The 24,465-nt window shown below is 38.4% G+C and carries 28 protein-coding genes; 14 read left to right on the top strand and 14 right to left on the bottom strand.

Features of this window, described 5'->3' with window-relative positions:
* Nucleotides 1-10: 10 nt before the first annotated feature.
* Nucleotides 11-1,411 (bottom strand): aminotransferase-like domain-containing protein, encoded by a 1,401-nt coding sequence (locus VXN63_RS05835; RefSeq protein ID WP_327757055.1) that lies wholly within the window; start codon nt 1,409-1,411, stop codon nt 11-13.
* Nucleotides 1,412-1,554: 143 nt separating this feature from the next.
* Between VXN63_RS05835 and pdxS the strand changes: the two genes are divergently transcribed.
* From pdxS to VXN63_RS05815, 4 genes are all read left to right on the top strand, one after another.
* On the top strand, nt 1,555-2,445 hold the full coding sequence (pdxS, locus tag VXN63_RS05830) for a pyridoxal 5'-phosphate synthase lyase subunit PdxS (protein WP_327757054.1): 891 nt from the start codon (nt 1,555-1,557) through the stop codon (nt 2,443-2,445).
* 2 nt (nt 2,446-2,447) lie between these two features.
* On the top strand, nt 2,448-3,017 hold the full coding sequence (gene pdxT, locus VXN63_RS05825; protein ID WP_327757053.1) for a pyridoxal 5'-phosphate synthase glutaminase subunit PdxT: 570 nt from the start codon (nt 2,448-2,450) through the stop codon (nt 3,015-3,017).
* A 115-nt stretch (nt 3,018-3,132) separates the two neighbouring features.
* The gene (locus tag VXN63_RS05820; RefSeq protein ID WP_327757052.1) at nt 3,133-4,092 is read left to right on the top strand and encodes a glutathione S-transferase family protein; all 960 of its coding nucleotides are present in this window, start codon (nt 3,133-3,135) and stop codon (nt 4,090-4,092) included.
* Nucleotides 4,093-4,134: 42 nt separating this feature from the next.
* On the top strand, nt 4,135-4,863 hold the full coding sequence (locus VXN63_RS05815; RefSeq protein WP_327757051.1) for a haloacid dehalogenase type II: 729 nt from the start codon (nt 4,135-4,137) through the stop codon (nt 4,861-4,863).
* A gap of 99 nt (nt 4,864-4,962) precedes the next feature.
* Here VXN63_RS05815 and VXN63_RS05810 read toward each other — a convergent pair whose 3' ends face one another.
* Entirely contained in the window at nt 4,963-5,475 is a 513-nt protein-coding gene (locus tag VXN63_RS05810) for a GNAT family N-acetyltransferase (RefSeq protein WP_327757050.1), read from the bottom strand.
* A gap of 142 nt (nt 5,476-5,617) precedes the next feature.
* Here VXN63_RS05810 and VXN63_RS05805 point away from each other — a divergent pair, with 142 nt between their 5' ends.
* The gene (locus VXN63_RS05805; RefSeq protein ID WP_327757049.1) at nt 5,618-5,938 is read left to right on the top strand and encodes a nucleoside triphosphate pyrophosphohydrolase; all 321 of its coding nucleotides are present in this window, start codon (nt 5,618-5,620) and stop codon (nt 5,936-5,938) included.
* A 19-nt stretch (nt 5,939-5,957) separates the two neighbouring features.
* Nucleotides 5,958-6,824: an AAA family ATPase gene (locus tag VXN63_RS05800; protein WP_327757048.1), complete on the top strand. Its 867-nt coding sequence runs from the start codon at nt 5,958-5,960 to the stop codon at nt 6,822-6,824.
* A gap of 16 nt (nt 6,825-6,840) precedes the next feature.
* On the opposite strand, the gene VXN63_RS05795 is transcribed toward VXN63_RS05800, so the two are convergent.
* A complete protein-coding gene (locus VXN63_RS05795) occupies nt 6,841-7,713 on the bottom strand; it encodes a LysR family transcriptional regulator (RefSeq protein WP_327757047.1) in 873 nt (290 codons plus the stop codon).
* Between the two features lie 148 nt (nt 7,714-7,861).
* Here VXN63_RS05795 and VXN63_RS05790 point away from each other — a divergent pair, with 148 nt between their 5' ends.
* The 3 genes from VXN63_RS05790 to VXN63_RS05780 all read left to right on the top strand — a co-directional run bounded on the left by VXN63_RS05790 (nt 7,862) and on the right by VXN63_RS05780 (nt 10,333).
* On the top strand, nt 7,862-8,410 hold the full coding sequence (locus tag VXN63_RS05790) for a DapH/DapD/GlmU-related protein (protein ID WP_327757046.1): 549 nt from the start codon (nt 7,862-7,864) through the stop codon (nt 8,408-8,410).
* A gap of 80 nt (nt 8,411-8,490) precedes the next feature.
* Nucleotides 8,491-8,898 (top strand): hypothetical protein, encoded by a 408-nt coding sequence (locus VXN63_RS05785; RefSeq protein ID WP_327757045.1) that lies wholly within the window; start codon nt 8,491-8,493, stop codon nt 8,896-8,898.
* Nucleotides 8,899-9,052: 154 nt separating this feature from the next.
* Entirely contained in the window at nt 9,053-10,333 is a 1,281-nt protein-coding gene (locus tag VXN63_RS05780; RefSeq protein WP_327757044.1) for a flavin monoamine oxidase family protein, read from the top strand.
* A gap of 68 nt (nt 10,334-10,401) precedes the next feature.
* Here VXN63_RS05780 and VXN63_RS05775 read toward each other — a convergent pair whose 3' ends face one another.
* Both VXN63_RS05775 and VXN63_RS05770 read right to left on the bottom strand, forming a co-directional pair.
* Entirely contained in the window at nt 10,402-11,805 is a 1,404-nt protein-coding gene (locus tag VXN63_RS05775) for an aldehyde dehydrogenase family protein (protein ID WP_327757043.1), read from the bottom strand.
* A gap of 165 nt (nt 11,806-11,970) precedes the next feature.
* Nucleotides 11,971-12,864 carry a glycine betaine ABC transporter substrate-binding protein gene (locus tag VXN63_RS05770; protein ID WP_327757042.1) on the bottom strand — a complete coding sequence of 298 codons (894 nt, stop codon included), beginning with the start codon at nt 12,862-12,864 and terminating at the stop codon, nt 11,971-11,973.
* Between the two features lie 262 nt (nt 12,865-13,126).
* On the opposite strand from VXN63_RS05770, the gene VXN63_RS05765 reads away from it, so the two are divergent.
* Both VXN63_RS05765 and VXN63_RS05760 read left to right on the top strand, forming a co-directional pair.
* Complete coding sequence (locus tag VXN63_RS05765) at nt 13,127-13,873, top strand: alpha/beta fold hydrolase (protein ID WP_327757041.1); 747 nt, start codon at nt 13,127-13,129, stop codon at nt 13,871-13,873.
* A gap of 163 nt (nt 13,874-14,036) precedes the next feature.
* On the top strand, nt 14,037-15,032 hold the full coding sequence (locus VXN63_RS05760; RefSeq protein ID WP_327757040.1) for an LLM class flavin-dependent oxidoreductase: 996 nt from the start codon (nt 14,037-14,039) through the stop codon (nt 15,030-15,032).
* A gap of 119 nt (nt 15,033-15,151) precedes the next feature.
* On the opposite strand, the gene VXN63_RS05755 is transcribed toward VXN63_RS05760, so the two are convergent.
* Both VXN63_RS05755 and VXN63_RS05750 read right to left on the bottom strand, forming a co-directional pair.
* Complete coding sequence (locus VXN63_RS05755; protein WP_327757039.1) at nt 15,152-16,096, bottom strand: YsnF/AvaK domain-containing protein; 945 nt, start codon at nt 16,094-16,096, stop codon at nt 15,152-15,154.
* Between the two features lie 127 nt (nt 16,097-16,223).
* Complete coding sequence (locus VXN63_RS05750; protein ID WP_327757038.1) at nt 16,224-16,856, bottom strand: general stress protein; 633 nt, start codon at nt 16,854-16,856, stop codon at nt 16,224-16,226.
* A 377-nt stretch (nt 16,857-17,233) separates the two neighbouring features.
* On the opposite strand from VXN63_RS05750, the gene VXN63_RS05745 reads away from it, so the two are divergent.
* A complete protein-coding gene (locus VXN63_RS05745) occupies nt 17,234-17,713 on the top strand; it encodes a DUF2975 domain-containing protein (RefSeq protein WP_327757037.1) in 480 nt (159 codons plus the stop codon).
* A 10-nt stretch (nt 17,714-17,723) separates the two neighbouring features.
* Nucleotides 17,724-17,939, top strand: a complete 216-nt coding sequence (locus VXN63_RS05740; protein WP_208559065.1) for a helix-turn-helix domain-containing protein — start codon at nt 17,724-17,726, stop codon at nt 17,937-17,939.
* Between the two features lie 85 nt (nt 17,940-18,024).
* On the opposite strand, the gene VXN63_RS05735 is transcribed toward VXN63_RS05740, so the two are convergent.
* From VXN63_RS05735 to VXN63_RS05710, 6 genes are all read right to left on the bottom strand, one after another.
* Nucleotides 18,025-18,480, bottom strand: coding sequence for a hypothetical protein (locus VXN63_RS05735; protein WP_327757036.1), 456 nt, complete (start codon nt 18,478-18,480; stop codon nt 18,025-18,027).
* 37 nt (nt 18,481-18,517) lie between these two features.
* A complete protein-coding gene (locus VXN63_RS05730; protein WP_327757035.1) occupies nt 18,518-19,027 on the bottom strand; it encodes a general stress protein in 510 nt (169 codons plus the stop codon).
* 83 nt (nt 19,028-19,110) lie between these two features.
* Entirely contained in the window at nt 19,111-19,587 is a 477-nt protein-coding gene (locus tag VXN63_RS05725) for a hypothetical protein (protein ID WP_327757034.1), read from the bottom strand.
* Nucleotides 19,588-19,876: 289 nt separating this feature from the next.
* Complete coding sequence (locus VXN63_RS05720) at nt 19,877-21,076, bottom strand: NAD(P)/FAD-dependent oxidoreductase (protein ID WP_327757033.1); 1,200 nt, start codon at nt 21,074-21,076, stop codon at nt 19,877-19,879.
* A gap of 14 nt (nt 21,077-21,090) precedes the next feature.
* Nucleotides 21,091-21,891, bottom strand: coding sequence for an SDR family NAD(P)-dependent oxidoreductase (locus VXN63_RS05715; protein WP_327757032.1), 801 nt, complete (start codon nt 21,889-21,891; stop codon nt 21,091-21,093).
* Between the two features lie 170 nt (nt 21,892-22,061).
* A complete protein-coding gene (locus VXN63_RS05710) occupies nt 22,062-22,565 on the bottom strand; it encodes a hypothetical protein (RefSeq protein ID WP_327757031.1) in 504 nt (167 codons plus the stop codon).
* 215 nt (nt 22,566-22,780) lie between these two features.
* Between VXN63_RS05710 and VXN63_RS05705 the strand changes: the two genes are divergently transcribed.
* The gene (locus tag VXN63_RS05705; RefSeq protein ID WP_327757030.1) at nt 22,781-23,296 is read left to right on the top strand and encodes a cupin domain-containing protein; all 516 of its coding nucleotides are present in this window, start codon (nt 22,781-22,783) and stop codon (nt 23,294-23,296) included.
* Nucleotides 23,297-23,393: 97 nt separating this feature from the next.
* On the opposite strand, the gene VXN63_RS05700 is transcribed toward VXN63_RS05705, so the two are convergent.
* On the bottom strand, nt 23,394-24,398 hold the full coding sequence (locus tag VXN63_RS05700; RefSeq protein ID WP_327757029.1) for a hypothetical protein: 1,005 nt from the start codon (nt 24,396-24,398) through the stop codon (nt 23,394-23,396).
* Between the last annotated feature and the right edge of the window lie 67 nt (nt 24,399-24,465).

The raw sequence follows: 24,465 nt of genomic DNA, 5'->3' as shown, positions 1-24,465 counted from the left end.
ATACTCGCTTTTATGGTTGTTTGAAATGGATAAAACTCAATCGAAATCCATTCGTATGATCTCCAAATTTTTCGCCTTCTGATACAATGATCTGCTGGTCAAGTAGCGTCATTAATATCTGTTCCACTTCTTTTTTTGATTGATTTGGAAAGCGACAATACAAGTGAAAGCCACCTTTAGCAGGATCAAACTGGATTGAGTCACCAAACTGCTCACGCAGCCAGGCTTCCATTTCCTGAGCCCTTTTTGCCAGCTCGGTTCTAACAAACTGTAAATGATCTTCAAGTTCATTTCTCAAAAAAGTATCTGCCATAAATTGAGGAAGAAAACTAACCTCTGAATCAATCTGCAAGCGAATATCCGCGAGTTCCTTTAGTACAGCTTGCGGACCCACCATCCAGCCAACCCGCAAATGATGCCCAGCCAGCTTCGACATTGTCCCCAGATAAATAACCTGCTGCGCTGTATCGAGTTGTTTCAGCGGAAGGTAGTCCATACTCTCATCGAATGCCAGTCCACCATAAGCATCATCTTCAACAATTGGAATGCGTTTCAGCAAACAATAATCCAGAATTTCTGTCTTTCTCTTCGAGCTCATAACTAGTCCCGTAGGATTCTGAAAAATTGGATTCAAAAAGACCATCTTCAAAGGATGATTCAAAGAAGCCTCTTGCAGACCCTTGATCGTCATCCCTTCACTATCCATCTTGATCGGTACAATGCGAAGACCCGCAGCCTGAAATAGGCGCAGAGAGTAGAAGTAAGAAGGGGCCTCTATCCCGACGGCATCTCCCGGTTTCAGAAGTCCTTGCGTAATCAGAAATAAGGCATTTTGTGTACCAGAAGTAATTAGGATCTCTTCGAGCGGTACAGTGATTTCATAAGTACGCTTTAGATGACGCTGCACGCTTTCACGTAAGCTTTTTATACCATGGGTGACGGCTACTTGGGCTTTTTCCTGCTCAACAAGTTCTTTCCAAGATAGACTTGGTGCGTGTAATTCAGGAAGAAGATCAGAAGGTAAGCTCCCGTTTGAGAGGTCTAGAACCGTTTTGGGAAACTGAGCTTTCATGCGTTCTGCGGCTTGCTGATAAGGAGAGACTCTTTTCAGATGTTCAGTCGTCAGTGCTGAACCCCAAATGATCATTGGACGCATTTGTAAGCCCCATTTATCTGGATTCACAAATGTACCGCTCCCTTTTTTTCTTGTCAAAACGCCTTGAGCAGTTAGCTCTTCCATTGCACGGATCACTGTTGACCGGTTCACATCCAAAGTATCGGCTAATTTGCGTTCTGCGGGCAAACGTTCTCCAGGTGCTAATTGACTGGAACGAATCTTTTCTTCTATCAGTAACATAATTTCTTGGTACAGTGGTTTGGATTTCGTTTCTGGAAGTGACCAGTTTTCCATCATAGAGGCTCCTTTCTGGTTTTTGATTATTCTACCACAAAATTGGATGGATTAATTGTCGTCCAATTGGATGTAGGGAGACGTTCCTTCTTTTTGTATACTGACAATCATTAAGAACGATAAAAAATTGGGGGACATTAAACATGAGTAAAAAAGTCATCGGTAGTGAACGAGTGAAACGTGGCATGGCACAAATGCAAAAGGGTGGTGTCATTATGGATGTCATCAATGCAGAACAAGCACGCATTGCAGAAGCAGCGGGTGCGGTAGCGGTCATGGCGCTGGAACGTGTACCATCTGATATTCGTAAAGCAGGTGGGGTTGCACGTATGGCAGATCCGACAATCGTTGAAGAAGTGATGAACGCGGTCAGTATTCCAGTCATGGCGAAAGCAAGAATCGGACACATTTCGGAAGCGAGAATGCTAGAAGCGATGGGTGTCGATTATATTGACGAAAGTGAAGTACTCACGCCAGCGGATGAAGAATTCCACTTACTGAAATCAGACTATGTTGTGCCTTTCGTCTGCGGTTGTCGAGACTTAGGGGAAGCACTGAGAAGAATTGGTGAAGGCGCATCGATGCTGAGAACCAAAGGGGAACCTGGGACTGGGAATATTGTTGAAGCGGTTCGTCACATGAGACAAGTGAATAGTCAAATTCGTTTGTTATCAACAAAGTCTGATGATGAACTCATGACCTTTGCCAGAGACTTGGGTGCGCCTTATCAATTGGTAAAAGAAATCAAAACATTAGGGAAGCTCCCAGTGGTGAATTTTGCGGCAGGTGGCGTAGCGACACCAGCAGATGCGGCGCTGATGATGAGTTTAGGAGCGGACGGAGTCTTTGTTGGATCAGGTATCTTCAAATCAGAGTCACCAGAGAAATTTGCACGCGCAATCGTTCAAGCAACGACAAACTATGACGACTACGAGCTACTTGTGGAACTGTCTAAAGACTTGGGTGAACCGATGAAAGGAATTGAAATCAGTCACCTACAAGAAAGCGAACGGATGCAAGAAAGAGGAAGGTAAATATGGTGAAAAGAGTTGGGGTATTAAATTTGCAAGGCGCTGTCACAGAGCACCTTGAAGCGCTGAAAAGGTCAGAAGTTCAAGCTATATCGGTCAAAACAGAAAAAGACTTTGATCAATTGGACGGCTTGATTATTCCAGGAGGAGAATCGACCGCTATCGGACGTTTGATTCGAGAACAGGGATTGGAGAAGCGATTAAGACAGTTCTATCAAGAAGGAAAAGCGATATTTGGAACCTGCGCCGGACTGATTTTGTGTAGTACAGACAACAGTCACGAAACAACTGATCTTCGCTTAGGCTTTATCGAGATGGAAGTAGAGCGTAATGGTTTTGGTAGACAAGTGGCTAGCTTTGAAACGTTACTAGACTTCAAAGGCATCGAACAACCAGTAGAAGCCGTTTTTATTCGAGCGCCTTATATCCAGTCAGTGGGACCAGATGTTAACGTCCTAGCGAAGATAGACGACAAAATCGTTGCAGCTGAACAAGGGAATGTACTCGTAACAGCACACCATCCTGAACTAACAGAGAGCGATACGGTCTTAGCTTATTTTTTGAAAAAGTGTTAACGAACATTCGAGTTTTTAGTGAGTATGATTAAAGTTATTTGTTTATTTCGATTTCGAGACTTATACTAGAAGTAGTACGACTTTAAAACGGTATAACTCTTGAAAGGGGTCACTTATGGGACTATTAGTTAAAGGAAAATGGCACGATAAATGGGATTACAACAATGACGAAGGCGAATTTATTCGTGAGGAGTCACAATTTAGAAACTGGATCACGAAAGATGGTAGCGCAGGTCCAACGGGTGAAGCTGGATTCAAAGCAGAGCCAAATCGTTATCACTTATATGTTTCGCTCGCTTGTCCATGGGCTAGCCGCGCATTGATCATGCGTAGCCTAAAAGGACTAGAAGACATGATTTCAATATCTGTCGTGAACACTTTAATGGGAGAAAACGGGTGGACATTTGAAGAAGAAGAAGGCGTCATTCAAGATCCCGTCATCCAAGCAAATTATATGTATCAGATTTATACACATGTAGAACCAGACTATAGTGGGCGCGTAACTGTACCCGTTTTGTATGATTTAAAAGAAAATAAAATCGTCAATAACGAATCCGCAGATATCATGCGCATGTTGAATTCAGCTTTCAACGAAGTAGGCGGAAATGATAAAGACTTTCTTCCAGAAGACAAAATGGCAGAAATTGATGCAATCAATGAAAAAGTTTATGGCACAATCAATAACGGTGTCTACAAAGCGGGTTTCGCTATAACTCAAGACGTTTATGAAAAAGAAGTCACAACATTATTTGACGCTTTGGATGACATTGAAGAACGACTAGAACATAGTCGCTATTTAGTAGGAGACGAAATCACGGAAGCAGACTGGCGTCTATTTACGACATTGATCCGTTTCGATAGTGCTTATTATGGTCACTTCAAGTGTAATATCAGAAGAATCATAGACTATAAAAACTTATGGCATTATACAAGAGAGTTGTACAATGAGCCCGGTGTAAAAGAGACAGTCAACTTTGACCATATCAAGAAACATTACTACCGTAGCCATAAACAAATCAATCCAAATGGCATTGTACCAAAAGGACCAGAACTAGACTTTAGCCTAGACAAATAAAGGACCGATCAAAAAGCTGTCTTTCTTCGGAAAGAGAGCTTTTTGCGTTATACTGCTGACGAGAATAAAACAGAGAAAGAGATGGTGATTATGATCAAAGCGGTCTTATTTGATATGAACGAAACATTATTAAACTTAAGTTTATTAAAAGAAAAATTCGCCCAGCACTTCGAGGGAGACTTTGCGATGGCTTACTGGTTCAAAACGGTTCTTCATTCCTCAACCGTATTAGGAGGACTGAATGAGTACGAAGATTTCAGTAAACTAACCGAAGCAGCTCTTGAAAGTCTTTTTATGGAAAGTGGTAAAGAACTAACAGAAGAAACTAAAAAGGATATCCTTGGTGCATTTCAAGAACTGCCGGCCTACGATGATGTAGAAAAAGCGTTGAAGCTACTGCAAGATAACGAATTGACTGTTATTGCGGTCACAAACTCATCAGAAGCGATGGTCGAAAAGCAATTGACCAAAGCTGGGATCATTGACCAAGTGGATCATTACTACTCAGTAGACGCCGTAAAACGATACAAACCGTACAAAGAAATCTATGACTATGTAGTGAATGACCAATCACTGAATACGCAAGAAACAGTGATGGTAGCGACTCACGACTGGGATTTATTTGGCGCTAAAAAAGCTGGGCTCAAAACAGCTTATATTAAACGGAAAAATACTCAATTCAATCCCTATTATCCAGAGCCGGACTTTTCAAATGATGACCTCGTAAAACTTGTAGAAGATATTCTCGAAAGTAATAAATCTCATCAGTAAACAAAAAACGATTTAGATTGTTCATAAACTCAATCTAAATCGTTTTTTTTATGTTCAATTCGGTTAGCTAATAAAAGGATCGAACAAACTAAGATCTTTTTATTGAGATATCTGTGGAGAATATTTGTAGTAACAATTTCCATCTTTAAAAACGCCAAAAGGATCTTGAGAATAAGCAGGGATTTCACCGTATAAAACAAATCCCTCCGATTGGTAAAGAGCGTTTGCTGGTCCATCTTTTTCTGTATCTAATAACAATAAGGTTCTATTTTCTTCTTCGGCTATTTTTAGAACATAATTTAGGATAGCTCTAGCGACACCTTTCCGTTGTGCTTTTGGATGGGTCATCAGTTTAGCAATCTCAGCACGATGTGGAGCATTTTCTTTGTCACTCATCTGTAATTGAACAGTGCCCACAATTTCATCCTCTAGTAAAGCAACGAATAATCGAACATGTTTTGAGAGTACACCGTTCCAATACTCAATAGCAGTCTCTTCGCTCATTGGGTGTAGAAAATTCATCGCCGCACCAGAAGCCACGACTTCTTGAAACAATTCTACTAATTCTGCTTGTTCAGTTGTGATTTTCGTAATCTCTTTAATGGTTATCATGATATCCTCCTCTTATTCTTACTGATTATAAACTAAAATACGATAAAAAAATAATTATAGAAAAAATTTATGATACAAATGTTATTATACTTAATAAGAAAGTTCGTAACGTAATTATGAATGATTAGAAAGGAGAGAGACAATGAAAAATTATAATAAACTTGTACGAGACAATATTCCTCAAATTCTTAAAAATAATGGACAAAGAGGTCAGTTTAAAGTCTTGGACGAAAATGAATATAGGTTACAACTTAGACAAAAATTAAAAGAAGAAGTAAAGGAATATTTTTTAGCTGAAAATGATGATTCATCTATTGAGGAACTTTCAGATATTATAGAAGTAATTCATAGTTTGGCAAATGTACATAAGCAATCAGTAGAAAGTTTAGAAAAAAAACGGTTAGAAAAGTTAACAGAGCGTGGTGGATTCAAGAATAGAATTATACTGATTGCAACTGAGTAAATACGAAGGAGCGCATGAAATGTACATCAAAACTATTACATTTCCAGATCATGAAGCAGAAAGTTTGTACTTCATTTGCAAAGTGAAAAGGAAAGTCTATTCCTCCTATTATCCTTTTCAAGTACTCGCGAAAAGAGGATTGGAGCGTTTGGACTTTGAGCCTATTACGATTCTTTATGGTGGAAACGGTTCAGGCAAAACCACTGCATTAAATATCATTGCAGAAAAGGTAGAGGCCAAAAGAGATGCATTGTATAATAAATCTTCTTTTTTTCCAAAATACTTAGAGTTTTGTGAGACTGAAGAGACGTTTGAACAGCCAGATTTCAAAAGAATCATTACAAGTGATGACGTCTTTGATTTTGTTCTGACGCTTCGGTCTGTGAATGAAGCAGTAGATGAAAAAAGAGAGGAAATGTTTGAAGAGTATTTGGAGACTAAACGGGCTAAGTTCCATTTACGCTCTCTTGAGGACTACGATCAGTTAAAGAAAATGAACGAGACGAGAAGAAAGACGCAATCAAAATACATCCGAGATCATCTGATGAAAAATATACGAGAACAATCAAACGGTGAAAGTGCCTTTCGATATTTTATAGAAAAAATTGAAGAGAACGGACTTTATCTTCTAGATGAACCAGAGAATAGTTTGTCACCTACGAAGCAGTTAGAATTAAAACAATATATTGAAGATGCCGCACGCTTCTTTAACTGCCAATTTATTATTTCAACGCATTCTCCGTTTTTTCTCGCGATGAATCATGCTAAAATTTATGATTTAGATCAAGATCCAGTTGAAACAAGAAAATGGACAGAGTTGGAGCAAGTAAGGGTCTATCGGTCTTTTTTTAAGAAACATGAGGATGCATTCAAAGAAAATGATTAACGCTTATAAGAAGAGCTTAAGAATCATTGCGATTCTTAAGCTCTTCTAAAAAAGATTGAGCTACACTGGACAACGGATGATCTTTCTTCCAAATTACACTCAACGATGAATAAAGATTAGGATATAAGGGAATAAACTTTAAAGTAGAAGAATCTTGTAAAATGCCTTCTAAGCATAGTGCGCTGCCAATTTCTGCTTCCACCATAAGCGAAGCGTTGTATAAGAGATTATAATTACCTACGATACTAAGATAATCATTATTCCCACCAAGCCATTCAGTAATCTGATCATCAACTAGAGATTGACGAGAAACGAATAAAGGATGATCAATCAAATCATCTGAAAGAATCTTCTTCTTTTGAGAAAGTGCATGGTGTTTATGGATTAATAGACCCCATCGATCTTTCTCAGGCAAAACGATAGAATGATATAACCGTTTGTCGGTTGGATTAATGACGATTCCAAAATCAAGTACACCGTTATTTAATTTATCCATAACATCATCTGCGTTACCGCTATAGAAATGTAGCTTAATCGCTGGATGGTTTTGTAAGAGCTTTTTTAGGGTATGAGCTATAAGTTTCATTACTCTTGTTTCTCCAGCTCCAATATATAGATCTCCAGTAAGTTCTTTTCCTTGTTTCAAATTGCTAGTTGTTTTGTCGACTAAAGAAAGGATATTTTTCCCTTGGTTATACAAAAAAATTCCATCATCAGTAAGTTTGATTTCACGATTTCCTCTTTCAAAAAGAACGACCCCCAGCTCGTTTTCCAGTCCTTTTAATTGTTTAGATAAAGTTGGTTGAGACAAATGTAAACTCTTCGCAGCTTTACTAATATTTTTTTCTCTCGCCACGGCCATAAAGTAACTCAAGACGCGAAACTCCATTATATAATCCTCCTACTTTTCTATAACTATTCATCTAATTCTGTTTAGTATAACTAAATGCTATATCTATCTATTGTATATAAGTATTATACATATTTTAAAATGCAGGATACACTAAAGATAACTTATTGGAAAAGGAGACCTATAAATGGACTCATTATTAAAACAAGTATCAGGTAAGGAAATAAGAGTAAATCATGCGCTTTTTAGGACAATTGATAGAATACAGGATGAAAATCAAAAACACGTTATGGAACTCAATACACACCATCGCTCGAAAGAAAGTACAAATAGATTACTCGGGAAAATAATGGGTAAAGAAATAGATGAGTCGGTAACAGTATTACTCCCATTCTATACAGATTTTGGAAAACATATTAAATTAGGTAAAAATGTTTTTATCAATCAGAATGCAACATTTGTGGATTTAGGTGGAATTACAATAGAAGATGATGTGCTGATTGGTCCGAGAGTAAATTTATTGACGGTTAATCATATAACAGATCCTAATCATCGCAGAGGCATTATTACAGCCCCTATAAAAATAGAGAGAAACGTTTGGATAGGTGCTGCAGCAACCATTTTACCGGGTATAACGATTGGGGAGAATGCAATCATTGCTGCTAATGCAACAGTTACCAAAGATGTTCCGGCGAATACAACTGTGGGTGGTACTCCAGCTAAAATAATTAAATAGATGACATGCCTACTTGCCTTAAAGGCAACTTTAAGGTGTAAAGTATAAACGTACTTTAGAATTTTAAGGAGGTAGCCAGCTTGTTAAAACAATATCTCGTTATATTATTAACAACAAAAAATTCACCTGGGAGCAGTAAACTGAAGAGATTGTGCGAAAATTATAATCAGAACATGTATAAGAATACTATTCAATTATCTTACATTGAGTTGGAAGATCAAAATGTCTATGAACTTATTGAATCAGATATCGTACTTGCGGATTACTTTTTGATTGAATCAATCGACTATATTAAGCGTAGGATAAGTAAACATACGATTTTAGATTTCGTTAACATTGGTAGTTTGAGCTTGCAAGACGAAGAGCTGCTCGAAGACCAATTAGAGTCTATTATCAATTTAGACAAGGAACAAAAGAAACGATTGAACCAGAAAGATTGGACACTGGAAGAATATATACTAACAAGAACTTTGTGGAATAAATATTAATTATGACTAGCAAGATAGGGTATCTAACAATGAAATGATTCTTCAATACAACAGTAATAGGCAAATAACAACCAAAGTCTTTCTTTTTGCTTTAGTAGTGGGAACTTGATAGTCTTGGAGTTGATTAAATAAAACCTGTTATAGGAGTGGAAAGATGAATCAGGAACAATTGGACGTCATAGTGATTGGTGCTGGCCTAGCTGGCCTATCCGCTGCTAGAGCTTTAAAAGAAAAAGGATTATCGTATAAACTTCTTGAAGCAACTGATCGAGCTGGAGGGAAAGTGCAGTCGGAAGTTTCAGAAGATCGCTCAAGTTATGTTGAACTGGGTGCTCAGTTTGTTAATGATGATATGACTGAGATGGTTCAGCTAATCAAAGAATCGGGTATGAAACTAGACGATACGTATATAGTAGAAGACGCTATTATTATCAATGAAACAAAAGATGAAGTCGGTCATATTGATTTTGATCATCACGCAAAATTATTGGAAGATCGTTCATTCAGAAAAAAACATACTCTATCTGAAGTCGTGGATGAGGTTATCGAAGATGATGTTGAAGCGAAAGCAATGAAGAGTTTAGTGGCTTCGGAATTTACAGTAAGTAGCGATTACATTAATCCAAAAGCACTGAAGCGGTTAATTGGAAATATCACGCTGGAAGAAGATGAAGTGAAATATCAAGCTTCCGGTCCTTTGAGTCAGGTGATTGACCATCTAGTAGATATATCAAAGGCGAATCTTTTGTTTGAAGAGTCTGTCAAAGAAATTAGCGAAGTGGAAGATGGCTATGCTGTCTTATCGAAAACAGGACAGACCTTTAAAACAAAAGCTGTGATTGTCGCTGTTCCACCTACTGTAGCACGTCGTATTCAGTTTAGTGAAAGACTTAAAGAGAAATTTTATCCTGCACTGAATAGTTTTATAGATGGGGCAGTTATCAAGTTAACCTTTACCTATGAAGAGCCCTTCTGGCGTGAAATCACAATCAATGGAGAAAAGAAGAAGTTGTTTGGGGTTTTGTTTGGAGAAGAAGAAGGCGTCAATGTAATGGAATCTTCTAAGAAACTAGGAGAAAATCGCTTGACCATGTTTGTTGGTGGCGATAAAGCGATTGAACTTACGCGCGTATCACATGATGAAAGAATAGCATTTGCAGTCAATCGTTTAGCGCAAGTTTTGGGCGAGCGTGTCGAGGATTACAAGTCGATAGAAGAGAAAGTATGGGTGGATTCTCCTTACTATGGTGGAGGTTATGGTGGTATCACGCATTATGGAGGAGCTCTCGATGCAAAACATACACTGAAAGAACCCTACCAAAACGTCGTATTTGCCAGTACCGAATTAGCCCCAGCATTTCCTCAATTCATGGAAGGCGCTATTCTATCTGGAAAATATGCAGTTAGACAATTACTAAAAGAGCTTATTGAGTAAAAAATATAATAGAAGAACCCGAGTTGTGTAAATACACGCAACTCGGGTTCTTCTATTATAAATCCGATTTATCTGAAAATCGCTTTGATTTCGAAGTAGTCTTCAACGCCATAAAGGCCGTTTTCTCGACCGAAACCAGACTGTTTGTAACCACCAAATGGTGCTTTAGGTGAGCGTTCTGCGTCGTTAATTGCGATGTTACCTGTACGCAACTGACGAGCGACTTTAACAGATTCTTCTTCGGGTCCAACAACTCCACCGGATAATCCGTAGATAGAATCGTTAGCAAGCTCGATCGCTTCTTCAACGGAATCATAGGTAATCACAACGAGTACAGGTCCAAAGATTTCTTCTTGGGCAATTGTCATATCGTTGGTAACATTGACGAAGACCGTTGGTTCAACGTAATACCCTTTACGGTCCATTCTGTTGCCACCAACCAAGACTTCTGCGCCTTCTTTTTTACCTTTTTCGATATAATCCAATACCGTTTCCATTTGACCTTCTGAAACTAATGGCCCAACGATGGTATCCTCTTCTGCTGGATCTCCAATTTTGATGTCCTTATAGTAGTTTTTGATGACTTCTTTTGTACGTTCAAGTTCATCTTTAGGTACAAAAAGTCGTGTTAATGCAGAACACGTTTGACCTTGGTTATGCAGTACAGTATCTGCCGCGTTTTTAACAGCCAATTCAAGGTCTCCACCTTTAAGATAGATCATAGGTGATTTTCCACCCAATTCCAGTACGAGTTTCTTGATATTGGTTTTGGCTTTTTCGTACAAGCTCGATCCAACCTTAGTAGATCCGGTGAAAGAGATAACAGATACGTCTTTGTGACCAGTAAGATAATCTCCCGTATCACTCCCAGTTCCTGTAATCACGTTGAATACACCTTTAGGTAATCCCACATCATGTGCAATTTCTGCTAATAGTAAGGCAGTAAAAGGTGTCAAGTTTGCTGGTTTCACAACTACGGTATTCCCTGCTAATAAGGCAGGTGTGATCTTTCTTTGAATTTGGTTTAATGGGAAGTTCCATGGTGTAATACAAGCAACGACACCAAAGCCTTCTTTGATGACAGTGGCATTGTCTACATCTTCTTCAAAATCATAATTTCTGATTTCTTCAATAGTTGCTGACATTTCTGCGACAGCTAAACCAACTTGAGTGCTATCAGCAAAGACATGAGAAGTACCTAATTCTTTGATCATAATATCCATAAGATCTTGTTTACGTTCTTTTATACCATTCAACAATTTTTCTACATAATCTGCTCTAACATCAGGATTCGTCTGATTCCATTCTTTGAACGCGAATTTAGCTGAAGCAACAGCCAAATCAACGTCTTTCTGGTTAGCGTTAACGACTTTTCCAATCGTTTCTTCAGTTGTTGGGTTGATAACTTCTGTATAATCGGTTGATTGGGCTTTTTGCCAATCTCCATTATAATAAAGGGTTTGTTCTTTCACTTAAAATCAGCTCCTTAGTACTATTATGTAAAAAGTTGTCTAAAAAACCAACCCAAAGACCTTGTGAAATTAAATTGTGTACATGGAACTAGGATAGAATATTAAACGAGCGTGCTAAAAAAGGCCTAGTGAGTATGTTCACTAGGCCTTCTCGATTAAATAAGATTATTCTTCTACATATGCGGGTAATTCTTCTATAGAATCGATATCCATATAAGCAGGGACAATATAACCAACTTGAGTACCATGAAGGTTAACGCCCAAGTCATCCAATTGACCGGCATACTCTTTGATTAAAGGCGCTTGAGTCGTCGGCAACCAGACAGCGACCGTTGCATCTGTTTCTCCAGCAGCGAGAGCCTTGAACATGATCGCGGGATCAACATTCGTCGTCGTAACCTTATAACCTAATTCTTCTAGGACAGCTTCGACAACATGACTGGAAGCGCGCTCTGTATCCCAAGGGAAAGAGACAAGATTAAAAGACTCTCCATCTACATGATCGATGCCTTCAGTCCAGCTTTCCACCATGTCTCGATTCTCTTCAATCCAAGTTTCAGATGCTTCCTCAAATTCTACGTCGATAGCGTCGACCATAACAGCCTGCATATCTTCAACGGTCCAGTTGAAGTTTTCCAGAAACGCATAAGCTTCTGGTTTGTCTTCTTTTAAACCAAGGCGTGCCATCGTATGGATATCCTCGGCATCTCCAAGAACATTTTTTGGATCTTCTAAGAACTTGATGTCATAAGTTTCAAATATAAAATGTGGTGCCCATCCCGTAATAATTACAGGCTCCTTGCGTTTCGTAGCCTGATCTAATGCAATAAGCATACCTGCAGTTGAGCTTTCATGAATTTCCCAGCCCTCTAAGTTATCGTATGCTGCTAGTGCTTTTCGAGATGTTTCAGCGATACCGGATCCAGGTTCCATTCCAGTAATCGTAAAGTCCATTTGTTCTCCAAGATTCATTTCTTCTCGGGGTTTTCTATCTCCACAGGCAGCCATAAGTAAGGAAAGAGCCGTAAGAGAGAGAAACCTGAATGATGCTTTTTTCATCGTTTCCTCCAGTGAGTTGTGCTTCGTTAAACTAAGGATGTTGAATCCTCAGGAAAGTCGCTTTTTTATCGTACATCTGATAAGTGGTTACACAGATTTTACTAGCCTATCATAAATAATTACCCACATCAAAATATATTCTATGAATTCTAGTTAGAGTGAGGAGTTTCTCATACAAGTATAAAAAAAACTATGGATTTTAGAACGCTAAACTGTTCTAAGCCAATCGTTTACTGTATTCTTATAATCGAGGTGGAACAATATGAAATTGATGATCAGAAAAAGAAGTATCGGAAATGTTCCAATACTTGAAGTTGTAGAAAGAGAGAAAAGAAACCAATTACGGCCATTAATCATTTATTACCATGGATGGCAGTCATCCAAAGAATTGGTCCTAACGCAAGGACGTAAATTAGCAGAAGCGGGGTTTAGAGTATTATTGCCGGACGCAGCAAATCATGGAGAGCGGAAACAGCCTATCATTCAAGTGCCTTCGTTGACTTTTTGGCAGAGTATTCAAGCCAATCTTTTTGAATTTGGTTCACTTGTGAATCATTTCAAAAAACTAGGATTAGCAGATGATCGAATTGGGGTCGGTGGTGTTTCTATGGGGGGCATCACAACTTGTGCATTGATGACGAATCATCCAGAAATTAAGACGGCTGCCTGTATAATGGGATCACCAAAACCAGTGTATTACCGTGAGCGGATTTACGAACGCGCAACGGAATCGGGTAGATACGTACCTGAAGATTACAAAAATCTACTAGCATGGATTCCCTATTACGATTTATCTTTGAGACCCGGAACGTTAGCTGGAAGACCTATGCTTTTCTGGCACGGAATAGAAGACAAGATTGTGCCTTATAGTGATGCAGCAGAATTTGTTGCTGAGAATCCGGATGCGAATCTAACCTTTGTAGACGAGGATGAAAAGCATCTTGTCAAAGTAGCCACAATGGAAATGATCACGGCCTTTTTTGTAGATAAAATGAGTATAAGCAACTGATAAAAAATAAAGGCCTTATGTAGAGTCTAAGTGAATACTGGAGAAAATCTTTTTTCTAATAACTGGACTCTATGTTCTTACGTTAGTCTAATCCGTTCCCTATGAATGATCCACCATTTGGTGGTATACTAAAAGTAAGTAAAAAGAGAGGTTGTTTAAAAGAATGAGATTAAGTGTATTGGACCAGGCACCGATTACAGGTGGGAAAACACCACAAAACGCGCTAGAGTATGCTGTAGAACTTGCACAAGTTGCTGAAGAACTAGGTTATGACCGTATGTGGCTTGCAGAGCACCACGGGAGTGATGCGTTCGCGAGCTCAGCACCAGAAATCATAACGGCTTATATCGCAGCAAAAACAAATCGCATTCGCTTAGGTACTGGTGGAACGATGATTATGCATTATTCACCATTGAAAATGGCAGAAGTATTCAAAACCTTGAGTGCACTTGCACCGGGAAGAATTGATTTCGGGGTAGGCCGTGCACCAGGTGGAGATCAAAGATCTATTTATGCATTATCTCAAGGAAACAATCCGGACTTTGATCATTTATATGAAAAACTGGATACGACGTTAACGTTAATGAATGATGAAGTACCAGAAGAGCTATTATATAAACATACAATTGCGACGCCTCAAAAGGTCGTATTGCCAGAGTCATGGTTACTGGGATCTAGTGGGAACAGTGCCATTGAAGCAGGACGTAGAGGGATGGGGTATTCATTTGCTCAATTCTTTATGCTTGGATCCATGCGTAAAGAAATCTTTGAGTTATATAGATATCACTTCAAACCTTCTGCTTTTATGGAAAAACCTGAAATCAATGTAGCTTATCTAGTAACGGTAGCTGAAACAAAAGAAGAAGCAGAATATCAAGCAAAACCTCAAGACATTGCGCGTATCCATTTAGCACAGGGTAGAATGGAACAGTTGATGTCACCTGAAGAGGCTAAAAATTACCAATTGTCTGAAGAAGAAAAAGTTGGTATCCAAACGAATCGTCAGATTCACTTAGTTGGAACAGCGAAAGAAGTGGCAGATAAGTTACGTCAGGATGCAGAAGAATATGGATTCCAAGAAGCAATGATCTGTAGTATTGCGCATTCTCAAGAACAAAGATTAAATGCGTACCGATTGTTAGCTAAGGAAATGCTTTAAAAAAATTACAGTTGAAAAAGGAAGGAGACGTATCCAAGTCTCCTTCCTTTTTTTGATTTTCAAAAATATGTATAAAAACTGAAGCAGTAAGATTACTGCTTCAGTCAAATTTGGTTGTTTTATGGACGGTTGTTAAATCCGTCATTTTTTTCGTCTTCAACATCAACGTTTCCATCTGTGTTGATATCGACATCTTCTTTACGAACAGTTTCAGATACTTGTTTAGTATCTTCTTTTGTTTCTTTGTTGATGACGACTTCGTCTGTTACAACGGGACGTTTAGTGACTTCAATTTGTTCTTCTGTAACTGGAATTGAAATTTCTTCGCTATCATCTAAAGTGTTTTCTGCGGGTCTACCATCTGTGACAGCATGTTTTTCAACAGTAACTTCTTCATGTTTAACGGGAACTTCAATCGTTTTTGTATCTTCCGTTACGTTTTTCTGAACATGTACTTCGCCAGTTTGTACTTCGTTAGTATCAACATCTACTTGTTCTTCTTGAAGTTGAATCTTTTCTTTGCTTGAGTCAGTACTTGTAGCATCCACTTCAGGTTCGCGATCTACTGAATTTAAAGCTGCTTCATTTGTTGTATCAAGCGTTGGATCTACAGTAGGGTCTAGAGATGGGTCAGTTGTTGAACCAACAATAACATCTGAACTATCCATAGTTGGATCTACGGTAGTATCTCCAACTGGTTCAAGAGAAGCATCATCAGATACTCTATCCACATCTGGGTTTTCTTCTACTAAGACGACGATTCGACCATTATTGATCTCGTCAGTGTAACGGTTCAATACATCATTTTCAGAGTCTGTTGTATTGTTTGAAGAATCGTTTTCGTCGCCAGTGAACATATCTTTCACTTTATCCATAAATGATTCATCTTCTGATTCAGAATTAGCATATACTTTAGTATGAACGTTTGTTGAGAGGTTACTGTTTGTCGCATCGTTTGAAACTAAAGTGATATCACTACTATCATATCCTTGAGCAATTAATGAATCTACTGCCGTATTTGCTTCATCAGCTGTTACATAAGTTCCTTGAACATATTTGGTCATAATTTGTTTCCTCCTATTAATTTTATATAAATATATGATTAATTTGAGTACGCTATCAGTATATGAGGTAGATAGAATATATACAATTAAAACGCTTGTTGTTTGTTCTCTACTAAATCGTCAGTGATTAGCGGCCAGAATGATTAGGATCTTCTAAAGAAGAGGCTCCTGAAGCTTTACCTGGCTCAACAGATATATGATCTTGGCTCGGATTTCCATGATCCGGACGAGTATCAGCCTTAGGGTTGCTGCTCGTTCCAGTGTTATGAGCGGGATCTGTTGGATCAATATCTGGATGATCCGCAGGCGTGATGGAATGATTTGGAGAAGTGTGGTCATCATCATCTACAAGGATATCAGCGCCTTGATTAACTGTGTCAACTACTGGAGTATCTGATGAATTTGTTGGATTAGTTTTGTTAGAAGTTTCGCGAACCACATTGTCATTTTCTTCTACCAGTAGAATTAAACGTCCATTATTTAGTTCAGTCTCATAATTATTTAAAAGTTTCTGGTCAGCATCGTCTGTATGCTTTTCATCTGAACTAGAAAAGATATCTTTGATTTTATCCATCATAGATTCATCTTTCGAATCGTCTCCATATACGCTAACAGAGATGTCGGTATCTAAACCTTCTTTAGTTTCATGGTTAGCAACGATTGTCATATCTTTTTTATCGTATCCTTGCGTAAGCAAAGTATCGACTGTTTTTTCTAATTCTTGTATAGTTAAATAACTTCCTTCGATAAAATGACTCATTTGTAATTCCTCCTATTGATACTTGCAATATTTGGTTATATGGCAAGTATAAGGAGGATAAAGATTTTATACAAACTATATGCCTTCTAGTGAACGTTTGTTATTTTTATTACATTTTTAAGAAATTTAATAGAAATAATTTTAATATTCATTCAACAAAAGGAGTAGAAGAGGTTATATAGTTAAAGAGGGACTGTTCAATAAAGTGATGTTCTTGTTTATGGATCAGCTCCAAGTATATGTATAAAAAAGATCGAGTGAGTCCATCAAATTATTTAAAAAACATTGAAGTTTGTCGATTAACGATAATTATCTGTTGTTATTCAGTTATATGAATGATATAGTTTCAGTAAATTATTAAAGAAAGAAGATGAATTATGAAGATTAGGACGATTGTATTAAAAATTACATTAGGCATTTTGGCTATAGGAACAATTGGATTTAACTTTCTAGTCCTGCCTTGGGTTACGAATTTACTTAAGATCACTCTGCCAGACATGACGGTTTTACACCCATTGACGCAAGGCGCTTTGATTATTACGGGTGTTTGTTTTTTGTTCATGCTCGCTCAATCGTTCAAATTGATTGTACATATAGATGAAAACGAAGCATTTTCTGTGAGTACCATTAGTTGCTTGAAGAATATAAGAAATGCGGCCTCTATTATGACAGGCATTTATTTACTATTACTGCCAATCGTGTATTTAGTAGCGGATCGAGACGATGCACCGGGGCTTATTCTAATAGGATTGTTCTTCTTGTTTTTTTCTGCAGTTATCGTAGCGTTTGCGGACGTTTTGAATATCTTGTTTTCCAATGCAAGAGCATATAAATTAGAAAATGACTTAACGATATGAGGGGATTATAATGGGAATTATCGTAAACTTAGATGTAGTATTAGCAAAAAGGAAAATGTCCGTCACAGAGCTTTCAGAAAAAGTGGGCATCACCATGGCGAATATCTCAAACTTAAAAAATGGGAAAGCAAAAGCTATTCGGTTTTCTACTCTGGAAAAGCTCTGTGAAGTACTAGAATGCCAGCCAGGAGATATACTTGAGTACGGCCTGACGAGTATTAAATGAAGCAGCGATAACAGGAGACGGAAAGAATAAAGAACGTACACGCAAGTTCACTGGGAACTGTGTGTACGTTCTTTTAAATAATCAATTAAAGTCCGTTTGTTAGATCATGATCTTCATCAACAGAAACGCTTCCGGGAGCATCGTCATTATCTCCAACTGGAACATCACCTGGTGTAGGGTTATCACGCATTGTGTCTGAGTTTGTACCTGTAGTTAGTTTGGAATTCGGGTTAGGATCTTCTGCCGGACTATCCGCCTCATCATTCGTAGCGCCTGTTTTCTGATCGTTATCAATACTTGGATCTTCTTTTACTAACGCAACAAGATGCCCCTGTTCAATGTCTTCCTTGTAAGAAGCTAAAGCTTCGTGTGACGCATCCGTTGAAATATCGATGTCCAAATCTGAAGGAAGTTCCGACTTTTTGGATTCACTTGTCACAAAAGTGATATCTTCTCTTGAGTAACCACGAGTCACCATGGCATTTGTAGCTTGAACCGCTTCTTTCATAGAGGCGTAACTGCCTTCTACAAAATGAGTCATAATATAGTCCTCCTAAAATTTATATTTATTTCTAGTATTATGGTCGATGAAATAAATCGCTATTATCAATATAGATATCCTGGTCTTGATCTTTCTTAAATCCGTCAGTTGTTTGAGGGATAGGGTTAATATCCGGATCTTTTATTGAGCTGTGGTTATCATATCCGCTCGTTGGATCCGTTGTAGGGTCTCGATCCACATCAGAATTGAGCTCTGCCAAAACGATGGTGTTGCCTCGTTCAATGTCTGTTTCGTGATCAGCTAACAAATCAGATACTTTTTTTCCTTCTGAATGATCGTGATCAGAATGAGGCGTTAAGGTATCTTTGATCTTATCCATCGTTGACTGCTCTGCGTTATTCTCGTCTTGCATCAGTAAGGATTTGGTTGTCACTTTGACTTCTGTTTTTGAAGATAGTTCTTCTTTTTTGGAATCATGGGTGACAAGTAATAAGTCTTCCTTTGCATAACCTTGAGTATAAAGTGCATTTACTGCTTGAACGGCTTCATCAATTGTTGCGTAACTACCATCAACAAATTTATCCATTGAACAAGGTTCCCCCTTTATATACGAAGCGAAAATTCAAACTAATCGTTTAGTTGTTAGTCAATTTTTCTAGGCTATTTAGATTATTGTAGAGGTCTACCAGCGCCGATATCATGATCGTCGATTTTGACGGTATCACTTGAAGAATCTTGATCCTCTTCTGTTGAAACGTGCTCCGAGTTCTCATTGCCAATCTCATCAGTTGAAGAAGCCGTAGAATCCAAATCCGGGTCTGGCGCATGGTCTTTAACTGAGCGGTTTGGTTCGTCAGTATGGTCACCAGCGACTAAGTCATCATTAATGCTTGAATCTTCGTCGTACAGTAAAACCAGTTTCCCTGAATCAATTTCACCTTTGTGGTCACTTAATAGCTCTTTGTAAGCAGTAGAGGCATAATCTTCAATATTCACCGCAACTTCTTCCGCATGATTTTCTTTGAGTGTTGAAGTGTTACCAACTAAAACCATACCTTCTTTTGAATACCCATCTGTGACAAGTCCATTGATTGCTATGATCGCTTCTTTCATTGATGAATACGTTCCGTCTACATATTTGCTCATTAAAAATTCCTCCTTAAAGCGATATAATGCTTCTTTGATTTTCAGTATATAAACCATAAAAAAGATTTACAATTCATATGCACTCAATAGAGTTTAGGAGTGACTATATTTGATAAATATTTGGATTATGTAAAAAAATCATGTTTAAAATATAGTATTTCAATAGAGACGAATAAATTTAAATTCCTAAAAATTAGGATTCCGAGAATACTGAAGAAGAAGTTGAAGAATGGATACTAACCTAAAAAAGGTGTCGGCTTTAAATAGCCGACACCTTTTATTAAGCTAGTTAATCTTCCTGATTGCGAATAGCACCTTTTAGTAATTCTGAAGATGCTGGTGGGTTATCGATCAGCTCACGAACTTTATCAAGATCCGGTTCAACATTCCATGTAAGAATTCCGACTGGTTTGTCATCTTTAAGGTAATAAACGACTTTTCCACCGTCTACCTCATCAATAAGTAAATCTAATGATAAGTCGAGTGTTCCGATTGCTTTCCAAGAAATATCAAAGATCATAGAATAGAAGTATGGGGTATGTTTGTACGGTTCATTGATACCAGCCATAATTTCACCTACAGCAGTCCCTGAATTTCTAGCATGGTCCACATGTTCGATACGTTGTCTTCCAAGAATCGGATCTGGATAAGAAGCGATGTCGCCTGCTGAATAGATATCTGGATCAGATGTACGAAGGTACTCGTCAACAATAACGCCATCATCTACGTCAAGGCCAGCTTCTTTTGCCAGGTCCAGTACAGGAGTTACGCCTAATCCTAGAACAATAGAATCAGCTTCCACAGTGGTTCCATCATTTAGGTGAAGAACAAAAGTATCGCCTTCTTTGGTATATTTTTCTGCACGTGTCTTACTGATCATTTCGATACCGTGATCTACATATGTTAATTCATATTCTTTGGCGATCTCTTCTGGGAAACGATTGTCGCCCAATATGGTTTGCGGGTAGATCATTGTAACTTTGGTATTGTTCAAAGCTAGATTTGCTGCAAGCTCTGTCCCAATATAGCTACCGCCTACAACGGCAACGTGCTGATTTTTTCCAGAAAGACTGCGAAGATTAGTGTAATCTTCAAATGATCTGAATGCGAAAACTTTGTCATCTTCAGGACCATCGATTACTTGAGGTTTCCCCCCCGTAACCAGTAATAATTTTTTATATTTAACTACATCACCAGTATGTGTCGTGACGGTGTGAGCTTCTTTATCAATAGAAGTCACTTCTGTTTCAAGCATGAGTGTCGCTTGATGCTCTTCACGAACATTATAGAAAATCTGATCTGTTGTGAAAGAATCATCAGTCCATAACTTTTTAGATAACGCAGGACGCTCGTATGGTCTGTCAGAATCAGCAGAAATAACGCCAATTGTTCCAGCTTTGTCGACTTCACGGATTCCAGCTACAGCGTTCCCAGCTGCAATTCCACCACCGACGATTACATAATCAAAATATTGTTGTTCTTTATCCATAAATAACTCTCTCCTTAGTTAATTGTAGCTACTGAACCAGCATCTACTCTATAATTTGAACCATTGACGAATGAAGCTCTATCTGAACATAAAAATGAAATCACTGCTGCGACTTCTTCGGCTTTACCACGACGTTTCAATTCAAGATGCGGTCTTTCTTCGTCTAAGAAAGTTTCCACAGCTTCGTCAAATGAAACACCCATTTTTTCTGAGCGTTTTTCCATCATTTCATCCGTCATTGGAGTTTCAATAAAGGCAGGAGACACGACATTTACTAGTAAGCCTTCTTTTGCGTAAGAACGAGATAACCCCTTGGCAAAAGAAAGAACGCCAGCTTTTGCGGAGTCATAAGGTAGTTCGTCTTTATAAGGTTGTACAGCATTTTCAGAAGCTAAGTAAACGATACGACCCCATCCACCATTTCTCAGGTCAGGCAAGAATTCTCTGGTTACACGAACGGGTCCAAGCAAGTCGACCTCAATGGTTTCTACCCAGCCAGCATCGTCGATCTCGTGGAACATACCTTGAACGCCAGAAGTTCCAGCGTTTTGAACTAGAATATCAATTTCTCCAACGGTTTCTTTCGTATAGTCGTGCAGTGCTTTTATACTATCAACTTCCGTAATATCTGCCGGATAAGCGTAAACAGTTCCTAAATGTTTTAGTTCTTCAGCGACTTTTTTTAGCTGATCTTCTTGCTTATCCGTCAAAATAACGACTGCCCCTTCGGACAACAATTGTTTTGCTGTTGCTTTTCCAATACCTGAATCAGATCCCGTGATTAGTGCGATTTTACCTTTGATGCCTAAATCCATTAAGAACGCCTCCGTTTATAATTTGCATTAAAAAGTTAAATAGAACTTGTTACCTTTCAGATTACTATTAAAAAAATAAAACTGCAATTAATCGGCTTGTAAGGTAATAGACAAAAAACAGGTATCTCCCAAGAATAGATAGGGAAGATACCTGTTTGTAATTAAATACATTAAGTGAACTGTATATAAATGTCGACATCGTAAGGTTCAAATGCCTCGACAACTTCTTCTTTTGTAGTATCGTACTCTTTGTAGTAGCCGCCAACCACATATGCATAGGCTGTCAGCATAAACTGATTGTAATATCCGCTAAGCTTACCACTGATTGATTCGGGGAGTGTACCTATAGAAATGCCTTCTACGGAAACGGTGAAGGTCTCATTTTGAGGAACTAAATTTACATTTACTGTCGTAATCGCATCATATTTATAAACACGTTTTGACATTGGTGTAAAATCAGCATCTTTTTTACCTGTATAAAAGTTCTTAAAGGGATCTTCTTTGACCATTTTCGAAACGATCATTTCAATCACTTCTTGGCTACTTGTGATTTTTTTTGCAGGGATTTTAGTTTCGTACTGGATTTTCTGACATTTATTGTCTTGAGTTTTTTCGGGTCTACAAGAGGAGGTGGAGGCTTTTGACTTTGATTTGAAAATATTTAATAGTCTCATAATTACGCCTTTCTATATAAGCTTTGTTCCATTCGAATAGTGGTCAGATCTAATATATCTACCTTATACTAGAATACTTAAACTATAAAATTTTGTCAAACAATACCTTGTAGTTTTGTAAAAATATTAATATAATAAAGATGTAAGATGGTATATTTGAAATAGAATTACCATGATGAGACACTAGATGAAACGATGGAAAAGGGGATAGTGAAATGATGCAACAAATCCTTCTTGAAGAAAATAAACCTTATCCTAATAATGGTCTGCCAGTATTAGTTTATCCTGAAGGCTTCAAAGATTTAGTCAATCAAAATCATCCAGCACAGGCTGTAATAGACCAGTTGGCGGAACATCAGTATACAAATGCATGGGTAAACGGTATTTTTGATTACCATCACTTTCATTCAAATACCCATGAAGTATTAGTCTGTCTTTCAGGAGAAGCAACTGTCCAACTCGGAGGTCTTAGTAGCAAAACCATTACGTTTACTCAAGGAGACGTGATTCTTTTGCCAGCTGGTACAGCTCATAAAAGACTGAAAGCTTCCAAAGATTTTAGTATTGTAGGTGCCTATCCAAATGGCAAAGAGTTCGATACGTACAAAGAGAAAGACGTTCAATCAGAAGAACAGTTTTGGAAAATCAAAAGAGAAGTGAAAAAAGTTGATTTACCTCAAAGAGATCCCGTTCAAGGTAAGAACGGTGCTGTTCAAAAATACTGGGGATAGAAAAAAAGACTATTCCTTCTTGTCAGTTTAACTATTAAACCAAACAAAGCGGTCGTAACTCCTACAAAGGAATTACGACCGCTTTTTCTACTAGTTATTAAAAGTCTAAATCATCATCTTCTTTTTTCGTTTTATAGCTTTCATCTGGTTGTGCCGCTTCTTTGTCTTTCTTCAAAATATTTCTCCACCAGACGAATAGAAGACCTACAAGAACTGCACCACCGGCAATGATAGCTGGCGTTATCCAAGGACTTTGCGTTGTTGTCATCATTCGATCTGCAGTTTCTTGGAAGCTTTTAGCAAAGAACTCATCTTCTTCTAAACGATCATCATAATAATATCGTCCCAGATAATCATAAAAGATATCCTGTGCTTCTCGGTCCATAACGCTTCTGGCCTGAGAGCCGATTTCAGTACCGACATAGTAATCACCTAAAGAAAAATTGTCACTTTCAAAGAACAGAACAAGCATATGTGCTTCATCTGTGAACAATTCATCATAGAGATCACTTTTGAATGCATCTAATTCAGCTTCGGTAGGGTTCGTACCACCATTAATTTCTTCTGTGATATAAAGATAAGGTTGAATCCCTGTCTCATTATAAAAATGGCGCATACCATTTTCTAGTGTCGTTGCATTACCGATCCAGCTCGCATTGTCAGTATAGTAATCTGTCTCGTTCACTAGTCCTGATTCTAAAGGTATTCGTTCTCTTGAAGAGGTTTGAATCGAACCACTGTTAGAATTAGAATTAGAGTAGTTAGATCCTCCAAACATACCGACACCACCAATAAAGTTGATCATGATGATGAAGAATATAAATGGACCAAGACAACCTAAAAGACCACAGCCACCACCAGGACCGCCACCATAGTATCTTCTTCGACCCCAGCCACGACCGTAACCCCAGCCGCCACCATAGCCATATCCTCTGTTAAAACCGCCGCCGCCGAAGCCACCACCGCCAAAGCCCCCACCAGATCTTCCGCTTGAGCCACCACGACGTCCACTGGAACCGCCTATACGACTAGAGCCGCCACGGCTACCTCCAAATGAGCCGCCACCAGAACGGCCACCGCCGCCTCCACCTCGTCTACCCATAACATTCACTCCCTCATTTGTTTTATGATAGTTTTATCGTATCACACTTACTAATTGACAAACATCG

It is taken from the genome of Marinilactibacillus sp. XAAS-LB27 (assembly GCF_036039175.1).
Taxonomy (GTDB): domain Bacteria; phylum Bacillota; class Bacilli; order Lactobacillales; family Carnobacteriaceae_A; genus Marinilactibacillus.
This window is presented reverse-complemented; position numbering and strand designations above follow the sequence as displayed.

Coding starts and splice junctions, on each gene's coding strand:
- VXN63_RS05810 (WP_327757050.1), bottom strand. CDS start 5,475: ATGATAACCATTAAAGAGATTACGAAAATCACAACTGAACAAGCAGAA.
- VXN63_RS05725 (WP_327757034.1), bottom strand. CDS start 19,587: ATGAGCAAATATGTAGACGGAACGTATTCATCAATGAAAGAAGCGATC.
- VXN63_RS05735 (WP_327757036.1), bottom strand. CDS start 18,480: ATGACTCATTTTGTAGAAGGCAGTTACGCCTCTATGAAAGAAGCGGTT.
- VXN63_RS05745 (WP_327757037.1), top strand. CDS start 17,234: ATGAAGATTAGGACGATTGTATTAAAAATTACATTAGGCATTTTGGCT.
- VXN63_RS05750 (WP_327757038.1), bottom strand. CDS start 16,856: ATGAGTCATTTTATCGAAGGAAGTTATTTAACTATACAAGAATTAGAA.
- VXN63_RS05835 (WP_327757055.1), bottom strand. CDS start 1,411: ATGGAAAACTGGTCACTTCCAGAAACGAAATCCAAACCACTGTACCAA.
- VXN63_RS05800 (WP_327757048.1), top strand. CDS start 5,958: ATGTACATCAAAACTATTACATTTCCAGATCATGAAGCAGAAAGTTTG.
- VXN63_RS05740 (WP_208559065.1), top strand. CDS start 17,724: ATGGGAATTATCGTAAACTTAGATGTAGTATTAGCAAAAAGGAAAATG.
- VXN63_RS05760 (WP_327757040.1), top strand. CDS start 14,037: ATGAGATTAAGTGTATTGGACCAGGCACCGATTACAGGTGGGAAAACA.
- VXN63_RS05770 (WP_327757042.1), bottom strand. CDS start 12,864: ATGAAAAAAGCATCATTCAGGTTTCTCTCTCTTACGGCTCTTTCCTTA.
- VXN63_RS05795 (WP_327757047.1), bottom strand. CDS start 7,713: ATGGAGTTTCGCGTCTTGAGTTACTTTATGGCCGTGGCGAGAGAAAAA.
- VXN63_RS05790 (WP_327757046.1), top strand. CDS start 7,862: ATGGACTCATTATTAAAACAAGTATCAGGTAAGGAAATAAGAGTAAAT.
- VXN63_RS05805 (WP_327757049.1), top strand. CDS start 5,618: ATGAAAAATTATAATAAACTTGTACGAGACAATATTCCTCAAATTCTT.
- VXN63_RS05705 (WP_327757030.1), top strand. CDS start 22,781: ATGATGCAACAAATCCTTCTTGAAGAAAATAAACCTTATCCTAATAAT.
- pdxS (WP_327757054.1), top strand. CDS start 1,555: ATGAGTAAAAAAGTCATCGGTAGTGAACGAGTGAAACGTGGCATGGCA.
- VXN63_RS05820 (WP_327757052.1), top strand. CDS start 3,133: ATGGGACTATTAGTTAAAGGAAAATGGCACGATAAATGGGATTACAAC.
- VXN63_RS05730 (WP_327757035.1), bottom strand. CDS start 19,027: ATGGATAAATTTGTTGATGGTAGTTACGCAACAATTGATGAAGCCGTT.
- VXN63_RS05720 (WP_327757033.1), bottom strand. CDS start 21,076: ATGGATAAAGAACAACAATATTTTGATTATGTAATCGTCGGTGGTGGA.
- VXN63_RS05780 (WP_327757044.1), top strand. CDS start 9,053: ATGAATCAGGAACAATTGGACGTCATAGTGATTGGTGCTGGCCTAGCT.
- VXN63_RS05765 (WP_327757041.1), top strand. CDS start 13,127: ATGAAATTGATGATCAGAAAAAGAAGTATCGGAAATGTTCCAATACTT.
- VXN63_RS05755 (WP_327757039.1), bottom strand. CDS start 16,096: ATGACCAAATATGTTCAAGGAACTTATGTAACAGCTGATGAAGCAAAT.
- pdxT (WP_327757053.1), top strand. CDS start 2,448: ATGGTGAAAAGAGTTGGGGTATTAAATTTGCAAGGCGCTGTCACAGAG.
- VXN63_RS05715 (WP_327757032.1), bottom strand. CDS start 21,891: ATGGATTTAGGCATCAAAGGTAAAATCGCACTAATCACGGGATCTGAT.
- VXN63_RS05700 (WP_327757029.1), bottom strand. CDS start 24,398: ATGGGTAGACGAGGTGGAGGCGGCGGTGGCCGTTCTGGTGGCGGCTCA.
- VXN63_RS05710 (WP_327757031.1), bottom strand. CDS start 22,565: ATGAGACTATTAAATATTTTCAAATCAAAGTCAAAAGCCTCCACCTCC.